The organism is Arthrobacter sp. 92, assembly GCF_050260325.1.
In the GTDB taxonomy this organism is placed as follows: Bacteria; Actinomycetota; Actinomycetes; order Actinomycetales; family Micrococcaceae; genus Arthrobacter.
The window spans coordinates 3,246,551-3,264,527 of the sequence record NZ_CP189863.1; the positions used below are offsets into that span (position 1 = coordinate 3,246,551).

The following is a 17,977-nucleotide window of genomic DNA, read 5'->3' on the forward strand; positions in this document are numbered from 1 at the left end:
TCGGCCGGGAAAGGTCCCATCGGCCGGGAATCCACCCAGTCAATTTACCGTAGCTCCCCCAGGTGCACCCGCGGTTCGGCCGCGGCGCTGCGCCGGCTCCCGTCGGGTGACCAGGGTGGTTATCACCAAACTCGGGGCCACGAAGCCGCGGCGCAGCAGGTGAAAGGCGGCGGACAAACCTGCCTCGCCGGCGCCGATCAACACGACGTCGGCGAACCGCACGTTATCGTCGGTGATGGCCGCTCCCCCGGTCAGATCTTCTTGACGACGCTTGACTTGAGCTGCATGGGGCCGACGCCGTCCACCTTGCAGTCAATGTCGTGGTCGCCCACGCCGTTGACGAGGCGGATACCGCGGACCTTGGTGCCGACTTTGATGACTGTGGAGCTGCCCTTGATCTTCAGGTCCTTCACCACAGTGACGGTGTCACCGTCCGCGAGGATGTTGCCCACAGCATCCTTGATGGCTGCCTCCGCAGCCTCATCCGCGCCTTCATCGGCGCCCGGGGACCATTCATGGGCGCACTCCGGGCACACCAGGAGCGCCCCCATCTCATAGGTGTATTCGCTGGAGCATTCGGGGCAGGGGGGAAGGGAGTCATTCACGTCCCCAAGTTTAGTCGGGCCGTGCCCTTGCCCGAGGCCAGGCGGCAGCACAGCAGCGTCTCCCCGGGGGGCGGCCGGGAAGAAGCCAAAAGGGAACCACCGTCACGGTGATTCCCTTTTTGTTGGTGGAGCTGAGGGGATTCGAACCCCTGACCCCCTGCATGCCATGCAGGTGCGCTACCAGCTGCGCCACAGCCCCAGTATTCCTGGCTGCTGCCCTCCGAATAAGTCCGCTATCCCGAAAGCAACTTGTTTATCTTAATCCACAATCGCCCCGGACGCGAATCGGGACAAATAAGCCGCCGTTCCTTTCGTTCGCAGTCCCGGGCGGTGCCTTGCGGCCCCCTCGGACGGCAACAAACTCGTAAGGCAACAAAAAAGTCCGCCGGAACCTTGCGATTCCGGCGGACTATCCGGTGGAGCTGAGGGGACTCGAACCCCTGACCCCCTGCATGCCATGCAGGTGCGCTACCAGCTGCGCCACAGCCCCGAATTTTCGTTGCTCCGGCTCCTGCAGTCTGAACTGTAGGGCCCGAATTTCTGTTCGGATCTCTCCGAAGCAACTCAAATATCTTAGAACAGCCTTTCCGAAAATTCCAAATCGGGCATATTCAGGCTGTTCGAACCTCTGCTACTCCGCTTCGGAGGAAACCGCGGCCTTAGCCGACGTGTCATCGCCGAGCTGGAGGTCCACCACAGGGCAGTCCTTCCACAGACGCTCGAGCGCATAGAAAACACGGTCCTCTTCGTGCTGGACGTGGATAACGACGTCGGAATAGTCCAGCAGGACCCAGCGGCCGCCGGAACGGCCTTCACGGCGCACCGGCCGGATGTCCTGCTTGCCCAGCTCCTCTTCGATTCCGTCAACGATTGCATTGACCTGGCGTTCGCTGGGTGCCGAGGCGATCAGGAAGACGTCAGCCAGGGCAAGCCGTTCACTGACGTCCAGGGCCACAATGTCCTGGGCGATTTTTTCCGCTGCAGCATGCGCTGCCACGCGTGCTGTGGCGATGGATGATTCGGATGCAGTCACGGGACTCCTTGTTGTGGTTTAAAGCCTGATTTGTTTCGATGCCGCAGGGCGGGCACCCGGGTGTTTTTCTGTGGCGGCCGCCCTGGGGACGGTGCGCAACGTGCTGGTCAGCGCGCGAGCCCGCTGATGATCATGGTGACCCCGGCGATGAGTGCGACGATGCCGATTGCCAAAACCACCAACTGCAGAAGGCGGACCCGGTGTGCCCGTCCGAGCCCTGCCGTGGCGGCATCCAAAGGATCCAATCCGTAAGCCGCGTTGGCGGCCACGGGCGGGACCTCGGTGAAGTTCTCGGTGGATTCGGCCGGCCAGGAATCGCCGCCAGCTGCCTGCTGGGCCCGCGCGTCCGGCCGGGCGGGAGCGGACGCTGCCTGGGCGGCTGCCTCAGCCCGCGCCAGCACGCCGGACCGGCCGGTGACCGGTCCCGCGTTCCGCAGTTTGGGTGCTCCGGACTTACGCGCTCCAGCCTTCCGCGGCGGCTGCAGACGGGGGCCGGGGTTCGTAACCACCGGAACGTAGGAGGTTGCGGGTTTCTTCATGACCGGCCGGTCCACGCCCGGGACTTGAACAAACTCCAGCGGAGTGACCATGGCAAGGTTGCTCACCGCCGAGGGCTCCGGCTTGGGCGGGGCGGGCTGGCTGGTCTTTTCGGCAAGCTTTTGCTTGGCCATGGCGCGGCGGTTCAGCACGGCGGCGCGTTCAGCCAAGGCAATCTGCTGGGCGAGGATCTCGGGGTCCACAGCCTCGGGATCGTCGGCGGGATTATGCCCCATGCCGGCAATTTGATTGCGGGCCTGCTCGGCCAGGAGCGCCCGTGCCGCCAGGGCCTGCTCAACGGTCATTCCGTCGGCCGGCTGGCCTTCTTCCGATGGCGGGGAGGCTGGCGCTGCCGGGGCATCCGGCTTGTCCCCGGCGGGCGGTGCCGCAACCGGGCGGCCCCCGGTGGGCACAATCCGCTGGGCCGACGTCCGGGCCGGCGGAACGATCATGTTGGCGGCGGTCGCGGGAGCCGCTTCGGCCTGCAGCTGCTGGAGCCGCAGTTGGCGGCGGGTGGGAGGGCCGCCCCCGGAAAGTTGTTCTTCCTTTTCCGCCAGTTCCTTGATGGTGCGCAAGGTTGCGCGGTCCCGCGCCCGGATCTGCGAGGACCGTTCGGTGGCGGAGCTTGGGCGGACTGAGTCCACGGGGCCCGGAGCAACACGGCGGACCCGCCCTGTCCCGGTGTCCTCGCCAGCGCGCCCCGGCGCCACATCGGGGGCTGCGGGCTGGGGTGCCTGGGGTTTTGCGGCAGGGGAAACCTGGCCCGGAGCATCTGTCTTAATGTCCGGGTTTGATTCGGCGCGCTCATCTCTGGCCCGGCGTAGCTCACGCCGGCTGCGGATGGGAGGCTGTTCCTTGCTCATCTAAAAACTCACTCGGTACTGGCTGGTTCGTGTAGCTCGGTAAATGTGGCGTCGTCCACCGGGTCGACCTGACCGGTATAGAGGCCATATTTCGCAATATACTGCACCACTCCGTCCGGCACGAGGTACCAGACCGGATTCCCGGCTGCCACCCTCGTCCGGCAATCAGTGGAAGAGATGGCCATGGCCGGAACTTCCAGCAGGCTGACATCCTTCCTGCCCATGCCGTCCAGCACATGCCCGGGCCGGGTCACGCCGACAAAATGCGCCAGCGACCACAACTCGTCAATGTTCTTCCAGGACAGGATTTGGGCCATGGCGTCTGCCCCGGTGATGAAGAACAGGTCGGCGTCGGGCCGCTGCGTCCGAAGGTCGCGCAGGGTGTCGATCGTGTAGGTGGGACCCGGCCGGTCCACGTCCACCCGGCTCACGGTGAACCGCGGGTTCGATGCCGTGGCAATAACAGTCATCAGGTACCGGTGCTCCGGCTCACTGACCTTCTTGCTCATCTTCTGCCACGGCTGACCGGTTGGTACAAACACCACTTCGTCAAGGCCAAACTTCGCAGCCACTTCACTGGCTGCGACAAGGTGGCCGTGATGGATGGGGTCGAACGTGCCGCCCATCACACCCAAACGCAGGCGGCGCTTACTGCCGCGCTGCTTCAGGATGGCACTAATGTCAGTGACTCCGGCCTTGGCCGTGGTCGTGCTTGTTCGTGTGCTGGCGGTGCGGGTCCGAGTGCTCTTCCACCGGTTCGTGACGGTTGCCCAGGTTGGAGTAGGACAGCGTGATGGACAGCAGGACCACCATGATCACAAAGATCGACACACCGAACATCCACGGCTCGCCCCAGAGCGGAGCGGGCGCCTCATGGCCGGATTCGCCGCCAACAGCGGCAAGTGATGTGGCGATCTGCTGGAGCAGCATTTTTCTCCCCTAATAAGTTCATAAGATTGGGACGGCGGACGAACGCGCCGTTTAGGACTTCTGTTCCATGTTACAGCGTTGTTAGCCGCGTATCTGGCCCTCGCCCTGGACAATCCACTTGGTGGTGGTCAGCTCCGTGAGCCCCATGGGACCGCGCGCATGAAGTTTCTGGGTTGAGATTCCCACCTCGGCACCCAGGCCAAGTTCACCGCCGTCGGTGAACCGGGTGGAGGCGTTGACAATAACGGCGGCCGAATCGATCTCCGCAATAAACCTCTCCGCATTGGCCAGGTTGTTGGTGAGGATTGCCTCCGTATGGCCGGTGGACCACCTGCGGATGTGCTTGAGGGCATCATCCAGGCTGTCAACCATGGCAACTGCAAGGTCCAGGTCCATGTATTCGGTGGCCCAGTCCTCGTCGGTGGCGGCTGTGGATTCGATGGAGGCCGGCAGGGAAGCCCGGATCCGCTCGTCCGCATGCAGGGTGACGCCTGCCTTCCGCAGCGCCGAGGCGACGGCGGGCAGCACCGTTGAACGGGAGTGGACGAGGAGGGTTTCCACCGTGTTGCAGACACTGGGCCGCTGGGTTTTGGCGTTCAGGAGGATTTCCACCGCCATTTCCTCACTGGCCGACTCGTCCAGGAAGATGTGCACGTTACCTTCCCCGGTTTCGATAACAGGCACCGAGGAGTTGGTGACCACGGCCTGGATCAGTTCGCGGCCGCCACGCGGAATCAGGACGTCCACCCGGCCGCGGGCGCGCATCAGTACGTTGGCCCCCTCACGTCCGTACTGGTCCACGGTCTGGACGGCATCGGCCGGCAGCCCCACGGTTTCCAGCGCATCCCGGAGAATATGCACCAGGGCCTCATTGGTGGCCGCGGCGGCGCTGCCGCCCCGCAGGATCACGGCGTTGCCGCTCTTCAGGGCCAGGCCCGCGATATCCACAGTGACGTTGGGCCTGGCCTCATAGATGGCTGCCACGACGCCCATGGGGACGTTGATCTGCCGTAGCCGGAGCCCGTTGGGCAGGGTCTGGCCGCGCACCACATTACCTACGGGGTCGGGGAGGTTGGCAAGATTTTCCAGCGCGGCGGCAAGGGCCCTGATCCGGGCGTCGGTCAGAGTGAGGCGGTCAAGGAGAGCGGCCGTGGTGCCGTTGGCTTTGCCTGCAGCCACATCCTTGGCGTTTGCTGCGAGGATCTGCGTCTTGCGCTCGAGGAGGGCCGCACCGATGGCACGCAGTCCCCTGTCCTTCCAGGCACGGTTGGCGCGGGCCATCCGGCGGGACGCTTCACGCGAGCGGTCGGCGATGCCGTGCACCGCGGCCTCCACCTCGGCCGGCGACGCAGAAGCAACCGGCGCCGCCGCAGCAGGCGAACCCTGCCCGGTGTCCTGGCGAATGTCAGCAGCGTGGGGAATCAAAGCCTCAGTCATACTCCAAGTTTAGGCGAGCAGGAGGCTTAGACCAGCACCAGGTCGTCAACGTGAACAACTTCGCGGTCATATCCGCGACCCATCGATCTGCCGAGTTCCTTGGTGGACCGGCCCAGCATCTGCGGCAATTCCGCGGCGGAGTAGTTGACCAGTCCCCGGGCAATCACGGTGCCATCGGCGGACACCATCTCCACGGCATCGCCGGCCTCAAAGTCGCCGCTCACCGCGGAAATCCCGGCCGGCAGCAGCGAGGTGTGGCGGTCGCGCACGGCCTTGACCGCGCCGTCGTCAAGCACCAGCGTGCCTTCCACCGATGCAAGGTGGGCGAGCCACAGCAACCGGATGGGCTTGCGCGAGCCATTGACGGAGAACCAGGTCCCCACGTCCTCCCCCGCCAGCGCGGCGGCCGCATTGGACGTGGAAGTCACCAGGGCGTGAATGCCGGAGCCGGCGGCGATGGACGCCGCCTCCACTTTGGTGAGCATGCCACCGGTCCCCACGCCGGCCTTGCCCGCGCGACCAATGGAAACGCCCTCGAGGTCATGGGGTCCGGCCACGTGGGCGATGCGCTTTGCTCCATGAGACGGAGGACCGTCGTACAGAGAGTCGACGTCGGACAGCAGCACCAGGGCGTCCGCACGCACCAGGTGGGCCACCAGCGCCGCCAGGCGGTCATTGTCACCAAACCGGATCTCGTGGGTGGCCACGGTGTCGTTCTCGTTGACCACGGGCACCACGCCAAGGTTCAAGAGACGGTCGAGGGCGCGGAAGGCGTTCGTGTGCTGGCTGCGGCGCATGAAGTCATCGGCTGTCAGCAGGACCTGGCTGACGGTCACCCCGTGGGCGCCGAACGCCTGCGTGTACCGGGCCATCAGGAGACCCTGCCCGACGCTTGCGGCTGCCTGCTGGGTGGCAAGATCACGTGGGCGCTTGGGCAGGCCCAGGGGCGCGAGCCCGGCTGCGATGGCACCTGAAGACACCAGGATGATTTCGGTGCCGGAATTCCGCTTGTGCGACAAGGCGTCCGCCAGGCCGGTCAGGGCCTCCTCGGAGATGCCGCCCTTAATGCTGGTCAGTGAGGATGAGCCCACTTTGACCACAATCCGGCGCGCACCGGAGAGCAAGGTCCGGTCCACTTGTGCCGGGCTTGCCGCTGCGCCGGGGACTGCGACGGCGTTACTCGTCATCTGCGCCCAGTCCACTCTCCTTGAGCGGCTTCGGGAGCCTGCGGCTGCTCACGGATTCGGTCCAGATGCCGGCCTTGCGCTCCGTTTCGAGCTCAGCACGGGCAGCGGCCTTGGCGTCGCGGCGCTCCTGTTGCTCGTCGCGCTTCTGGCCGCGGGTCGGGCGGTCGCCGATGTCGGCGAAGCGCACGTCGGTGCCGCGCGGGGACGCCAGCAGCTCCGCGCCGGCCATCATGGTGGGCTCCCAATCGAATACGACGCCGTCTTCCTCGCCGATCACCACCGTGTCGCCAGGCTTGGCACCCTGCTTGAACAGTTCGTTTTCGATGCCCAGCTTGGCCAGGCGGTCCGCGAGGTAGCCGATTGCCTCCTCGTTGGTGAAGTCGGTCTGCTTGACCCATCGCACGGGCTTATCGCCCAGAACCCGGAACAGCGGCTCCAGGTTCTTCTCCTCGCGGCGGATGGTGAAGCCGGACTCGTTGACGGCGCGGGGCCTGAGCACCGGCGCATGGACCTTGGGCGGAGCCGAGGCGGCCGCGTCCCGGGCTGCCTTGACGATTTCGGCCATGGCGAAGCCGAGTTGGCGCAGGCCCTCGTGGCTCGTGGCCGAGATCTCGAAGACCTTGTACCCACGGGATTCGAGCTCAGGCCGGACGAATTCGGCCATGTCCCTGCCGTCGGGCAGGTCCACTTTGTTCAACGCCACGAGGCGGGGGCGGTGGTTCAGGGGCACCACTTCACCGTCGGCGCCGCTGTAGCTCATGTCGACGGCGTACTTCTCAAGCTCGGCCTCAATGACAGCAAGGTCGGAGAGCGGGTCGCGGTCGGCCTCGAGCGTGCCGCAGTCCAGCACGTGTACGAGGGCGGCGCAGCGCTCCACATGGCGCAGGAAGTGGTGGCCGAGGCCCTTGCCCTCGCTGGCGCCTTCGATCAGGCCCGGCACGTCAGCGATGGTGAAGCGGACTTCGCCGGCCTGGACCACGCCGAGGTTCGGGATGAGGGTGGTGAAGGGGTAGTCGGCAATCTTGGGCCGCGCGGCGGACATGGCCGCGATCAGGCTGGATTTGCCGGCCGAGGGGAAGCCCACAAGCGCGATGTCCGCGATGGACTTCAGTTCCAGGACGATGTCGCTGGACTCGCCCTCGATGCCCAGCAGCGCGAAGCCGGGGGCGCGGCGCTTCTGCGAGGAGAGTGCGGCGTTGCCGAGGCCGCCCTGGCCGCCGGCAGCAGCGATGAACTCGGTGCCCTCGCCCACGAGGTCAGCCAGGACCTCGCCGTCCTTGGACTTCACAACCGTGCCCTCGGGCACCGGAAGGATCAGCGTTTCGCCCTTCTTGCCGCCGCGCCAGTCACCCATTCCGGGTCCGCCGTTGGTGGCGTGCCGGTGGGGGGCGTGGTGGTAATCCAGCAGCGTGGTGGTCTGGGGGTCAACGCGCAGGATGACGTCGCCGCCGTCGCCGCCGTTGCCGCCGTCGGGTCCGCCGAGGGGCTTGAATTTCTCCCGGTGGACGGAGACACAGCCGTGGCCGCCGGTACCGCCGGATACGTGCAGTACTACCCGGTCTACAAAGCTAGCCACGTGGATCTCCTCAGTGCTTTTTCCTGGACGTGCGAAGACGCCAAGATGATTGTAATGCGGTTAAAAGAACAGTGGAGCGGACCAAATGGCCCGCCCCACCGCTTCAAGAATTGCTGTTACTCTGCAGCTGCAGCAGCCACAATGTTCACGACTCGACGACCACGGCGGGTGCCGAACTCGACGGCGCCGGGGGTCAGAGCGAACAGGGTGTCGTCGCCGCCGCGGCCAACGCCGGCGCCCGGGTGGAAGTGGGTGCCGCGCTGGCGGACGATGATCTCGCCTGCGGAAACTACCTGGCCGCCGAAGCGCTTGACGCCGAGGTACTGGGCGTTGGAGTCACGGCCGTTGCGAGTGGAGCTCGCGCCTTTTTTATGTGCCATTTGAAATGCCTGCCTTAAAAATTCTGGGGAATCTGTTGAAAACCTGAACAGTAACGGGTGGTTACTTGATACCGGTGATCTTGACCTTGGTCAATTCCTGACGGTGACCCTGGCGCTTCTTGTAACCGGTCTTGTTCTTGAACTTCTGGATGACGATCTTCGGACCACGAAGGTCCTGGAGGATCTCAGCCGTAACCGTTACCTTAGCCAGATCCGCAGCTGCGGACGTGACCTTCTCGCCGTCGACCAGCAACAGGGCGGGCAGCTCAATGGTGCTGCCGGCTCCACCGGCGACGCGGTTCAGGGTAACGAAGTCTCCAACGGAAACCTTCTCTTGGCGGCCGCCTGCGCGGACAATCGCGTACACCACTGGGGAACTCACTTCTCTCGACGTTTATTACTAGATTTGCGTGCGGAACCTGGGTCCAAATTCTTTGGCTTGGCTCACGCTGTGCCTCAACGCCGGTGGATTCCCTTGGGAACCCATGAGCTATCCCCTGGACAAATCCGGCTCGTATTCCAAGCGGAGCGTCCTTGAGGTCATAACCCAAGTGTTGGCGTAAGCACCGAAGATCTAGAATACGCTAATTTTGCCTTCGGCCGCAAATGAGGCTGGTTCCGGATGATGTTACGTGATAGGCGCCACTGGATGCTGATCGCGTGTTGCCCTTACGGTTTCCGGAACCGTGCCCAACTATCCTACCGGCTTACCGCCTTGTTGGCGTCAGGCGTGAAGGCGCGGCGCGTCGAAGAAATCCACCTCGTACCGGCACGACTGCCTGAACGCCACGGTCATGGCTTGGCGCTCCGCCTCCGATGCCGACCGGGCGGCTGCATCGGTGAACAGGATCGCCTGCTGGGTCGCGGCGGCGAATGCCTCATCCGCATAGGTCCGGAGCCAGTCCGCGTAGGGGTGCCCGGCCGGGGCGCCCGCGGCCAGAAACTCCCCGTGCAAAGCGGCGCCGACTTCGGCGTAGAGCCAGAAGCACGGCAGCGCTGCAGCAACCAGCACCCCATAGCTGCCCGACACCGAGGCGGCGAGAAGGTGGTCCACATAGGACTTCGTGACGGGCCCCAGCTCGACGGTCACGGAGCGGGTGCTGAGCCAGCTGCGGTGCAGCTCGGATTCGACCTCCAGGCACTGCTGCGCGGACCGGGCCCAGAACAGCTGCTCCGCCTCGCTGGGCGCAATGGCCGCCGCGCGTGCCAGAACCCGGGAGTACCCGTTGAGGTAGAGGGCGTCCTGCGCGAGGTAATAGCCGAAGTGCTGCTCAGACAGAGTCCCCTCGGCAAGTCCCTTGATGAACTCCAGGCGGTAGATGGCATCCAGATCCGCCTGGGCTTCAGCGCGCAGGGCCCCGGCGAACTGCCCTTCGCCCCAGGCAACCTCGCTGGACTTCAGGTGGTGGAAGTGGTGGACGGGGCCGTTGCCGGATCCCACCTCCAGGAGCCCTGATTCGCGCAGCGCGCCCTGCAGCCACGGCTTGACCTCACGCAGGGCGGCCTCCCAGTCGCCCAGCCGCGCTTGAGCGGTGGCCATGGCGGAGGACAGGGAGCATCCGGTGCCATGGCTGTTGCGCGTGTTGACACGCTCGCCGCCCACCACCACCACATCCTGGCTGAGCAGTCCCCCGGTGTTCACCAGGGCATCCGGGCAATCATCGACGTCGAGATGGCCTCCCTTGACCAGCACGGTGGTGCCGGTCTGGCTCGCCAGCCGTTTGCCCTGGTCCAGGGCGGTTTCCCAGTCCCGGGCCTGCGGCTCGTTGAGGAGCATGGCGAGTTCGGCGAGGTTGGGGGTCACCAGGTCGGCCAGCGGCAGAAGATCCCGCAGTTCCGCTTCCGCGGCCTCCTGCAGGAGCCGGTCGCCGCTGGTGGCGACCATCACCGGGTCAAGGACCACGACGCCGGGCCGGGACTTTTCGAGCCAGCTGCGGACGGCGGCAATCACCGAGGAGTCGCCAAGCATTCCGATCTTGACGGCATCCACGCTGATGTCCTCGCTGATAGCCTCCAGCTGCGCGGTCAGGAACTCAGCCGGCGGGACGTGGACCGCCCGGACACCCTGGGTGTTCTGGGCAGTCAGGGCAGTGATGGCGGCCATGCCGTAGCCACCGTTGGCGGCGATGCTCTTCAGGTCGGCCTGGATTCCCGCGCCGCCAGAGGGGTCCGAGCCGGCGATGGCCAGCACCCGGGGAATGGACCGGAGCTCCCGGGGCGGTGTTGCAGGGGCGGCCGGAGCGGACGCGGGGGCGTCTGGGGAGCCGTGGAGCGGCAGGAACGATGAGGACAAAGGAGACATCCCTTCGCCGGTGCTAGCCGGACAGGTTCAACGGGTGTGAATCTCAGCCGGCCCTGTGCGCGGCACCCCGTGTCAGTTACCCAGCTTATCGCGTGGACGCGGGGACAGCGCGGGTGCGGCCCGGGACCGGTGAAATTCACCGGTCCCGGGCCGCACGCGCTCGTGGGAGTCCAGGTCCGTCAAGCCGTGGACTTGCTGGAGCTCCGACTTGCTGGAGCTCTGCCTTCTAAGGGCTCCGCCTTCCTAGAGTTCTGACGCGGGAACGCCTACGCCCAGGATGATCGGCTCGCTGGCCGGGGCCTTGGCTGCCGCATCCCTCTTTGCCGGTTCGGGAGCCTTTGCCTCGTGGGAGTGCCGTGCGGGGGCTGCCGGAGCCGTCTCGTGATGTTCCACGGACGTCTCGTTGGCTGCGCCCTGGGCGCGGCTGGCGCTCCGGTGGCGGCGGGGCCGCCGGGTCCTGCCCTGCACTGCCGTGTGATCGGAGTAGTCGCCCTCGTCGACGGGCGTGGCAGCGGCCCGGGCCGCGGGGGCCTGGGCAACCGGCGCCTCGGCTGCGGGGGCCAGCCGCTCCGCGGACGGAGCTATCGGTTCAGCGGGCGCGCCGAGGTGGGCGAATGCTTCAGCGAGCCGGTCCAGGGACAATGCGGGGGCCGGGGCCTGCGCTTCGCCGGCATGCTCAACGAACGGCAACGCGACTTTTTCGCCGCCGAATGTCAAGACCGCCGCGGGACGGCCGGCCGCGGCGTCGTCGGACCCGGGAGCCCGGGAGGGTGCGGTCTTCGACGGCGCGGGCTGGACCGGAGCTGCCTGGATGGGCGCCGGACGTCCGGCTGTCGAAGGGGCGGCCGCCCCTTCGCTGACAACCTCGGCAACAGCCGCTGACGCTGCACGGGCGGCGTCGGCGTCGTGCAGGTGCGCTGCGTGCGCCGCGGCAGCGATGTTTGCCAATGCAGCGCGGGTGGCTTCCGCCTTCGCGTGGCGCTCGGCATCCGTGAGCTCATGGTGGTCCTGTGCCTGCGGCAACGGAACAGCCTCAAGCCCGGGCTGGCCGCCCTTGCCGCGGCGGCGGCTCTTGCGCTCCGTGCGGGCGGCCGGCTGTTGCTGCGTTTCCGTCCGCTGAACATGGTGCTCGGCCGCCACCGTGTTGGCGCGACGGTGCTCCACAGGCTCGTCATGGGTGACGATCCCGCGGCCGGCGCACACTTCACACTGCTCACCGAAGACTTCCAGCAGACCCGTGCCCATCCGCTTACGCGTCATCTGCACGAGGCCCAGCGAGGTCACCTCGGCCACCTGGTGTTTGGTCCGGTCGCGTCCGAGGCACTCCACCATGCGGCGCAGCACGAGGTCGCGGTTGGATTCGAGCACCATGTCGATGAAGTCGATCACGATGATGCCGCCAATGTCGCGCAGGCGCAGCTGCCGGACGACTTCCTCGGCCGCTTCGAGGTTGTTCTTGGTGACGGTTTCCTCGAGGTTGCCGCCCGAGCCGGTGAACTTGCCGGTGTTGACGTCCACCACGGTCATGGCCTCGGTGCGGTCGATCACGAGGGAACCGCCGGAGGGCAGGAAGACCTTGCGGTCCAGCGCCTTGTGGATCTGCTCGTCGATGCGCCAGGCTGCGAAAATGTCCTGGTCCTTGGTCCACTTTTCGAGCCGGCCGACGAGGTCCGGGGCAACGTAGGTGACATAGGCCTCGATCGTGTCCCAGGCCTCCTCGCCGGAGACGATCAGCTTGGAGAAGTCCTCGTTGAAGACATCCCGGACCACCTTGATGGTGAGGTCGGGTTCGCCGTAGAGCAGTTCAGGGGCGAGGATCTTGGTGGAGGTGGCCTGGTTTTCGATCCCTTCCCACTGTGCGCGCAGGCGGTTGATGTCGTGCGTCAGCTCTTCCTCGGAGGCACCTTCGGCTGCTGTGCGGACGATAACGCCGGCGTCTTCCGGCAGGCGGTCCTTGAGGATCCGCTTCAGGCGGTTCCGTTCGACGTCGGGCAGCTTGCGGGAAATGCCGGTCATGGACCCGCCCGGCACGTACACGAGGTAGCGGCCGGGAAGGGAGATCTGGCTCGTGAGGCGGGCACCCTTATGGCCCACCGGGTCCTTGCTGACCTGGACCAGGACGGAGTCGCCGGACTTCAGCGCGTTTTCGATCCGGCGCTGCTTGCCCTCGAGGTGGACGGCTTCCCAGTTGACTTCACCGGCGTAGAGCACGGCGTTGCGGCCGCGTCCGATGTCCACGAAGGCCGCTTCCATCGACGGCAGCACGTTCTGGACCTTGCCCAGGTACACGTTGCCGATCAGGGAGTCCTGCTGGGTCTTGGACACGAAGTGCTCGGCCAGGACACCGTCCTCCAGGACACCGATCTGGATTCTGTCATCGCGCTGGCGGACGATCATCTGGCGGTCCACAGACTCGCGCCGCGCCAGGAACTCGGCCTCGGTGATGACAGTGCGGCGGCGGCCGGTGTCGCGGGATTCGCGGCGGCGCTGCTTCTTCGCCTCAAGCCTGGTGGAACCCTTGACGGACGTGACGCGGTTGTTGACCGGGGCCTCGGTGAGGGCGCGCGGCGCCCGGACCCTGGTCACCGTGTTGGGGGGATCGTTGTCCCCGCCGCCGGTCAGCTCCAGGTCCTGTTCGCCACGGCGACGACGGCGACGACGGCGCGACGTCACGCCGTCCTCCACAGTGGTAGCGGCTTCTTCGTCAGTTTCTTCCTCGACGGGCTCGCCTTCGGCGGCCTCGCCCCCGGGCTCGCGCTCGGTGACGCGGCTGCGACCCCGGCGTCCCCGGCTCCGGCGGCGACGGCGGCTGCCGGCGTCGTCGAGCTCGCCCTCCTCCTCGGTGTCCTCTTCGTCGGCTGCCTCCACTGCCGCCGGTGCGGCGGGGCGGACCACAGTGCTCAGGTCCGGGGCCTGGAAAATCATGGAGGTGACCGCGCCGGGTTCAAGGAAGAGCGACGGCGCTGCAGCAGCAGGTGCCTCGGCCGGCCTCCCCGCAACCTCTGCGCCGGGAACCTCTTCGGCGGGTGCGGACGGAACGGCTTCCGTGCCGGCCGCCGGAGCGCTTTCCTGGCCCGGCACCGCTTCCGTGGTCACCGGGGCGCCGGCCGCGGGTTCCTCCGTCGCGGTGGCCGGAGCGGGGACCGTCGCGGCGACGGCGGTTTTCGCGCGGCTGGCACGGCGCCGCACCGGCTTCTCTGCAGCGGGCTCCACGGCGGCGGGGGTTGTGTCCACAGCCTCGGCAGTTGCCGCGGGCTCAACACGGGCCCCGGCCTGCGCATTTTGCACATCCTGGGCAGCGGGTACGGAGGAATCGTCCGCGAAAGCCGGGAGAGGTTCGGCCGGTTCGGCCTTCTTCCGCGCACGGGTGCGGCGCACAGCCGGCTTGGCTTCCGGAGCAGCAGCACTGTCAGCCGGAGCCTCGCTGGCCCCGCCCGAGCCGGCCTCGGCGGCCGTCTTGCCTCCCTCGTCGGCGGCTGCGGCCTTGGGAGCGGCCTTGCGCCGTGTCCTGACCGCCCTCTTCGGAGCCTCTGGCGCCTGGGTGGTTTCGGTGGACTCGTTAGCAGCTGCTTCGTCGTTAACGGCTAGAACCTGGTCATTATCCATAAGTGGCAACACTCCTGCCCCTGACGCACCGCCACATTCGGCACCCATTGGGGCACATATTGTCAAAACCCGCAGGCATTGACAGAAGTCAATTGAGTACCCTCAGGTTCGCACCGGCAGTGGGGGTGCGGCAGCCCTGGAGGGCCGGCGGCAATGTTCTGAAACCCGTTGTTCGTCAATCACAACCAGGTGCCGTCCAATGGAATTGCGGGAACGTTGGGATCTCTGCATGGATCCGGATCATGCCCTGCTCATCATTGGCGGTCTTGGAACCAAGCCACCGGACCGGAATCCGAATGTGGATCGTCTTCCAGCCAGCTTCATTCTCTCACATGAGTGGTGAAAGCAGGTGGAAGGCGGCCGCGGAAACACGCCTTGGCACCGCCGGGATGCGCTGGCTGGGACACTCCCCCAGCCACCGGCGCTACAATCGGGGCGAGGAGTACTCGAGACAAAGGACACCACTTCCCATGCCCAGCATCTCCAATTCCGCTGCGGACGTCACGACGGAACGCGGCCCCCTGGCAGGGCCCGCGGCAGGCCACAGTCAGCCACCGCTGACCCGGGACAAGCCGTTCGGCTGGCTCCTGGTAATCACCGGTGTGGTGGGCTGGCTGGCCTCCGGCACCCTGGTGCTGGAAAAACTCGAAGTGCTCAAGGACCCCAAGCACGTCACCGTCTGCGACGTCAATCCTTGGATCTCCTGCGGGCAGGTGATGCAGACGTGGCAAAGTGCCGTCTTCGGCTTTCCCAACATGTTCATTGGCATCGTGGCCTTCGCCGTTACTATCACCACCGGAATGGCGCTGCTCGCGGGCGCAAAATTTTCCCGCTGGTACTGGCTGGGACTGCAGGCCGGCGTGACGCTCGGCTTCGCATTCGTGGTGTGGCTGTGGTCCCAGGCGCTCTACTCAATCCACATCCTGTGCCCCTTCTGCATGATCGTCTGGGCCACGATGATTCCCCTGTTTGTGTGGGTGACGGTCCGCAACGTGGCCAACGGCGCTATCCGCCTGCCGGCCGGCCCCACGAGGATCCTGGCCGAGTCAGGCTGGATCGTCACAGCCCTGCTCTATGTGGCCGTGGTCGCCACGATCTTCTTCGCCTTTATCCAAGTCTTCATCGGCACTTCCGGCTACTGACCCCACGACGGCGCGAACGGACAGTTGAGGCCCCGGTAAACCGGGGCCTCAACTGTCCGTTCGCGCTTAAGGCATTCAGGAGGCGGGGCTTAAGTGCCCGCTCCCGCCAAGGGGTGGACTAGAACCAGATCTTGATCTCACGCTCTGCGGACTCCACCGAGTCGGAGCCGTGGACCAGGTTCTGCTGGACCTTCAGTCCCCAGTCCCGGCCGAAGTCTCCGCGGATGGTGCCCGGTGCCGCCGTCGTCGGGTCGGTGGTGCCGGCGAGGGCCCGGAAGCCCTCGATCACACGGTGACCTTCGTAGATGGCCGCGACCACGGGGCCGCTGAGCATGAACTCCACCAGCGGCTCGTAGAACGGCTTGCCGATGTGCTCCTCGTAGTGCTGCTCCAGCAGCTCCCGGCTGGCGTCGACCTTCTTGAGTTCGGCCAGCGTGTATCCCTTGGCCTCGATCCGGCCCAGGATGGCGCCGGTCAGGTTGCGGATCACGCCGTCGGGCTTGATCAGGACGAGGGTGCGCTCAATGCTCACATCTGCTCCAATGTGGTTGGTGGGGGATTCGGAATAAGTCTAGTTGGTTTCGCCGTCAGGGTGGGCGGCCTCCCAGGCCGCCTGCTCGCGTTCCCGCTGGGCTGCCTCCCGGTCAATGCGGATTCCGGTGCGGATGCCGTACCACCAGGATGCTGCGAAGAGCGCCCCCACCACGTACATGGTGGGTTCCACGATTCCGGACAGGATCAGCAGAAGCTGCAGGATCCAGCCCAGCGCCAGGCCCCACGGTTTGGACACAACAGCGCAGGTGAACACCAAAACGAGGGCCAGCCCGATCCCGACGGCGAAGATCATGCCCGGCGGGAGATCGTTCCGCCGCAGTCCAAAGACGACCAGCGTGCCGAAGATCGCCACGAAGGCCTCCAGCAGGAGCACGGTCGAGGCGAACAGGACTTTGGTGGAACGGCGCTTCTTGGGCATACCCGGACGCCATTCACGCTGGGCCTTGGTAAGTCTGGCCATAGCTAGGCGTCCGCCTTTCCAAGCAGGATCCGTGCTTCAGCCACGAGCGTGATGGAGCCGGTCACCAGGACGCCGCCGGAGAGATCGTAGTTGGCCTCAGCGCGCTCCACCGCCCACTCCAGGGCGTCATCGAGTTTTTCGGTCACATGAATTTTGTCCTCACCGAAGCCCAGCTCCAGTGCAAGTTCGGCGAGGTCTTCGGCGGGAACGGCCCGCGGGGAGTTGGACTGCGTAAAGCAGTATTCCTCAGCAAGATCGCCCATGGACTCCTTGAGCCGGCGAAGGATCTCCTCGGCGTCCTTTTCCTTCAGGATCCCGACCACCACCACCAGCTTGGTGAAGTTGAACGACTCATGGATGGCTTCGGCGGATACGCGGATACCCTCGGGGTTGTGTGCGGCATCCACGATGATGGTGGGCGCCGTGCGGACCACCTCAAGCCGGCCAGGAGAGGTCACCGATGCAAACGCCTCCTGCAGCACCTCGGTGTCCAGCGCCTTCTCTCCCCCGAAGAACGCCTCCAGGGCGGCAATGGCAACGGCGGCGTTTTCGGCCTGGTGGGCGCCGTGCAAGGGCACCAGCAGGTCTTCATAGCGGCCGGCAATGCCCTTAACGTTGACCATCTGGCCCCCAACGGCAACCGTCCGCGACTCCACGCCGAACTCCACGCCTTCGAAACGGAAGGGGACGTTTGTTTCCTTGGCCTTCTCCAGGAGCACCTGCGCGGCGTCCATCGGCTGGGCGGCGCTGATCAGGAAGCCGCCCGGCTTGATGATGCCGGCCTTCTCGTATGCGATATCCGCAGTGGTGTCCCCCAGCAGTTCCGTGTGGTCCAGGGAAATAGGGGTCACCACGGCCACCTGCCCGTCCCCCACGTTAGTGGCATCGGTGATCCCACCCAGGCCCACTTCGATGACCGCGACATTCACCGGCTGGTCGGCGAAAACGGCGAAGGCCAGGATGGTCAGGCATTCGAAGTACGTCAGCCGCGGCTGCCCCTCCGCCAGGAGCTCGTTGTCCACGATCTCCAGGTAGGGGCGGATCTCGTCCCAGATCCGCACGAAGGTGGCATCGGGCACGGGGGCGCCGTCGATGCTGATCCGTTCGGTGACCTTGGAGAGGTGCGGGCTGGTGTAGCGGCCCGTGCTCAGTCCGTGGGCACGAAGTCCGGCCTCGATCATCCGTGCCGTGGAGGTCTTGCCGTTGGTGCCGGTGACATGGATGATCGGGAAGGCCTTGTTCGGCTCACCCAGCACGTCCATGGCCCGGAAGAGCGGGGCAAGCCGAGGCTCCATCTTGTTTTCCGGTGCCCGGCCGAGGAGCTCGGCATAGACACTTTCCACTGAGAATTCGTCGGTCATGAT

The 17,977-nt window shown here is 65.9% G+C and carries 16 protein-coding genes, 2 tRNA genes and 1 riboswitch; of the genes, 1 reads left to right on the plus strand and 17 read right to left on the minus strand.

The window, feature by feature from the left end; translation table 11 throughout:
• Positions 1 to 251: 251 nt before the first annotated feature.
• From ACP4XC_RS15040 to ACP4XC_RS15105, 14 genes are all read right to left on the minus strand, one after another.
• The gene (locus tag ACP4XC_RS15040; RefSeq protein WP_427171030.1) at positions 252 to 605 is read right to left on the minus strand and encodes a zinc ribbon domain-containing protein YjdM; all 354 of its coding nucleotides are present in this window, start codon (positions 603 to 605) and stop codon (positions 252 to 254) included.
• Between the two features lie 123 nt (positions 606 to 728).
• Positions 729 to 804: transfer RNA gene (locus tag ACP4XC_RS15045), tRNA-Ala, on the minus strand.
• Between the two features lie 218 nt (positions 805 to 1,022).
• A tRNA-Ala gene (locus tag ACP4XC_RS15050) sits at positions 1,023 to 1,095 on the minus strand.
• Between the two features lie 141 nt (positions 1,096 to 1,236).
• Positions 1,237 to 1,638 carry a ribosome silencing factor gene (gene rsfS, locus ACP4XC_RS15055; protein ID WP_427171032.1) on the minus strand — a complete coding sequence of 134 codons (402 nt, stop codon included), beginning with the start codon at positions 1,636 to 1,638 and terminating at the stop codon, positions 1,237 to 1,239.
• A 107-nt stretch (positions 1,639 to 1,745) separates the two neighbouring features.
• Positions 1,746 to 3,038 (minus strand): hypothetical protein, encoded by a 1,293-nt coding sequence (locus tag ACP4XC_RS15060; protein WP_427171034.1) that lies wholly within the window; start codon positions 3,036 to 3,038, stop codon positions 1,746 to 1,748.
• A gap of 8 nt (positions 3,039 to 3,046) precedes the next feature.
• Complete coding sequence (gene nadD, locus ACP4XC_RS15065; RefSeq protein ID WP_427175124.1) at positions 3,047 to 3,679, minus strand: nicotinate-nucleotide adenylyltransferase; 633 nt, start codon at positions 3,677 to 3,679, stop codon at positions 3,047 to 3,049.
• Positions 3,680 to 3,719: 40 nt separating this feature from the next.
• The gene (locus ACP4XC_RS15070) at positions 3,720 to 3,968 is read right to left on the minus strand and encodes a hypothetical protein (RefSeq protein WP_427171036.1); all 249 of its coding nucleotides are present in this window, start codon (positions 3,966 to 3,968) and stop codon (positions 3,720 to 3,722) included.
• 81 nt (positions 3,969 to 4,049) lie between these two features.
• Positions 4,050 to 5,405: a glutamate-5-semialdehyde dehydrogenase gene (locus tag ACP4XC_RS15075; RefSeq protein WP_427171038.1), complete on the minus strand. Its 1,356-nt coding sequence runs from the start codon at positions 5,403 to 5,405 to the stop codon at positions 4,050 to 4,052.
• Between the two features lie 26 nt (positions 5,406 to 5,431).
• On the minus strand, positions 5,432 to 6,592 hold the full coding sequence (gene proB, locus ACP4XC_RS15080; protein ID WP_427171040.1) for a glutamate 5-kinase: 1,161 nt from the start codon (positions 6,590 to 6,592) through the stop codon (positions 5,432 to 5,434).
• Positions 6,582 to 8,168 (minus strand): GTPase ObgE, encoded by a 1,587-nt coding sequence (gene obgE, locus ACP4XC_RS15085; protein ID WP_427171042.1) that lies wholly within the window; start codon positions 8,166 to 8,168, stop codon positions 6,582 to 6,584. The genes proB and obgE overlap by 11 nt, the downstream gene beginning before the upstream one ends.
• A gap of 116 nt (positions 8,169 to 8,284) precedes the next feature.
• Positions 8,285 to 8,548, minus strand: a complete 264-nt coding sequence (gene rpmA, locus ACP4XC_RS15090) for a 50S ribosomal protein L27 (RefSeq protein WP_009372867.1) — start codon at positions 8,546 to 8,548, stop codon at positions 8,285 to 8,287.
• A gap of 61 nt (positions 8,549 to 8,609) precedes the next feature.
• Positions 8,610 to 8,918, minus strand: coding sequence for a 50S ribosomal protein L21 (gene rplU / locus ACP4XC_RS15095; RefSeq protein WP_056625134.1), 309 nt, complete (start codon positions 8,916 to 8,918; stop codon positions 8,610 to 8,612).
• Between the two features lie 354 nt (positions 8,919 to 9,272).
• Positions 9,273 to 10,850 (minus strand): bifunctional hydroxymethylpyrimidine kinase/phosphomethylpyrimidine kinase, encoded by a 1,578-nt coding sequence (locus ACP4XC_RS15100; protein WP_427171045.1) that lies wholly within the window; start codon positions 10,848 to 10,850, stop codon positions 9,273 to 9,275.
• A riboswitch (TPP riboswitch) is annotated at positions 10,833 to 10,930 on the minus strand. (Overlaps the previous gene by 18 nt.)
• Before the next feature lie 163 nt (positions 10,931 to 11,093).
• Positions 11,094 to 14,456 (minus strand): Rne/Rng family ribonuclease, encoded by a 3,363-nt coding sequence (locus tag ACP4XC_RS15105; protein WP_427171047.1) that lies wholly within the window; start codon positions 14,454 to 14,456, stop codon positions 11,094 to 11,096.
• A 470-nt stretch (positions 14,457 to 14,926) separates the two neighbouring features.
• On the opposite strand from ACP4XC_RS15105, the gene ACP4XC_RS15110 reads away from it, so the two are divergent.
• A complete protein-coding gene (locus ACP4XC_RS15110) occupies positions 14,927 to 15,598 on the plus strand; it encodes a vitamin K epoxide reductase family protein (protein ID WP_427171049.1) in 672 nt (223 codons plus the stop codon).
• 118 nt (positions 15,599 to 15,716) lie between these two features.
• On the opposite strand, the gene ndk is transcribed toward ACP4XC_RS15110, so the two are convergent.
• Genes ndk through ACP4XC_RS15125 form a run of 3 tightly spaced genes read right to left on the minus strand, consistent with a single transcriptional unit; the run spans position 15,717 to position 17,974 of the window.
• The gene (ndk, locus tag ACP4XC_RS15115; RefSeq protein WP_427171051.1) at positions 15,717 to 16,130 is read right to left on the minus strand and encodes a nucleoside-diphosphate kinase; all 414 of its coding nucleotides are present in this window, start codon (positions 16,128 to 16,130) and stop codon (positions 15,717 to 15,719) included.
• Positions 16,131 to 16,169: 39 nt separating this feature from the next.
• Positions 16,170 to 16,613, minus strand: a complete 444-nt coding sequence (locus ACP4XC_RS15120) for a DUF4233 domain-containing protein (protein WP_427171053.1) — start codon at positions 16,611 to 16,613, stop codon at positions 16,170 to 16,172.
• A gap of 2 nt (positions 16,614 to 16,615) precedes the next feature.
• Entirely contained in the window at positions 16,616 to 17,974 is a 1,359-nt protein-coding gene (locus ACP4XC_RS15125; protein ID WP_427171055.1) for a bifunctional folylpolyglutamate synthase/dihydrofolate synthase, read from the minus strand.
• Between the last annotated feature and the right edge of the window lie 3 nt (positions 17,975 to 17,977).